This window comes from Paenarthrobacter sp. PH39-S1 (assembly GCF_030063245.1).
Classification (GTDB): domain Bacteria; phylum Actinomycetota; class Actinomycetes; order Actinomycetales; family Micrococcaceae; genus Arthrobacter_M.
Genome location: NZ_JASISR010000105.1, coordinates 1 through 1,184, shown reverse-complemented (window position 1 = coordinate 1,184; position 1,184 = coordinate 1). Strand labels below are relative to the sequence as shown.

Here is a 1,184-nt window from a genome sequence, read left to right as displayed (position 1 = left end):
TTACAGGCTTTCAAGGAACGCCAGTGTCTTGTCTGTCGGGTGGTAGCGTCCTGGGGTTGCCGCTGTGGGTGTCACGAGGGCGAGTGCTTTTTCCTTGATGGTGAGGTCAGCATGGATATATGCGTCCGTGGAACGAACTCCCGCGTGGCCAAGCCACAATGCGATCACTGAGGTATCAACGCCGGCTTGGAGCAGGGACATGGCACAGGTGTGGCGGAAGACATGGGGGTGAATTGTCTTGCCTTCCAGTGACGGGCATTGTTGCGTAGCGGTCTTGGCATGGGTGCTGACGCGCAGGGCGACGGCATCGCGGCTGAGGCGGCGTCCGATGCGTGTGGGAAAAAGTGGGTCCTGGGGTTGGACTGCTCGTTCTTTCAACCAGGCCCGCAGTAGCGCTTCGACGGGGACATTGAGTGGAACCTTACGTTGCTTGCGTCCCTTGCCTTCACATCGCACGTTGGCGCCGGTCCCCAGCGTCACGTCATTGCAATTCAGCCCGGTGATCTCCGAAACGCGCAGCCCTGTCTGAATGGCCAACAGCATCAGCGCCTTGTCTCGGCGCCCTTCCCAAGTGGATTGGTCTGGGGCGGCGATCATGGCGTCAACTTCCGGTGCGGTCAGGAAAGTGACGATGCGTTTTTCGAACCGTTTGGGCGGAATCGCCAACACTCGCTGGATCAGGAGCGCATGTTCGGGATGGCGCAGTGCCGCGTAGGAGAAGAGCGAACGGATCGCGGTGAGGCGGACATTGCGGGTTCTGACGCTATTGTGCCGCTGGTCCTCGAGATGGTTGAGAAATCGGGAGATCATGGTCGCGTCCAGGTCGTCCCAATCGAGTCGAGCTGGCAATTTCTTGGTCTGTTCATACACGAACTCCAAAAGGAGTTTCAGGGTGTCTCGGTAGGCGGCGATGGTGCGGGGACTAGCCTGGCGCTGTTGGGCGAGGCGGTCCGTGAAGAACAGTTGCAGGGTCGAGGCGATGAGCGTCATGAGCGTGCCTTCATCCACTGTGCGTCTTGACGTGCGGCGGCCACGGCAAGCAGTTCCGGCGCCGCCGAAAGATACCAGTACGTGGAAGCCGGTTCGCGGTGGCCAAGATACGTTGACAGTGACGGGATCTTGGCCTGCACGTCCTCGTCGCTGCGGTACCAACCAAGCAAGGTTTGAATGGCAAAGGAATGTCT

At 59.7% G+C, this 1,184-nt stretch carries 1 protein-coding gene and 1 pseudogene; both read right to left on the bottom strand.

Going from position 1 to position 1,184, the window contains the following annotated elements; genetic code table 11:
- Positions 1-990, bottom strand: a complete 990-nt coding sequence (locus QMG52_RS21700; protein WP_283562473.1) for a tyrosine-type recombinase/integrase — start codon at positions 988-990, stop codon at positions 1-3.
- Positions 987-1,184, bottom strand: a pseudogene (locus tag QMG52_RS21695) (tyrosine-type recombinase/integrase); the annotation flags it as partial. The gene QMG52_RS21700 and the pseudogene QMG52_RS21695, both read right to left, overlap by 4 nt.

Bases quoted from the DNA above. Each gene is read 5' to 3' on its own strand.
- QMG52_RS21700 (WP_283562473.1), bottom strand. From the start codon at position 990: ATGACGCTCATCGCCTCGACCCTGCAACTGTTCTTCACGGACCGCCTC.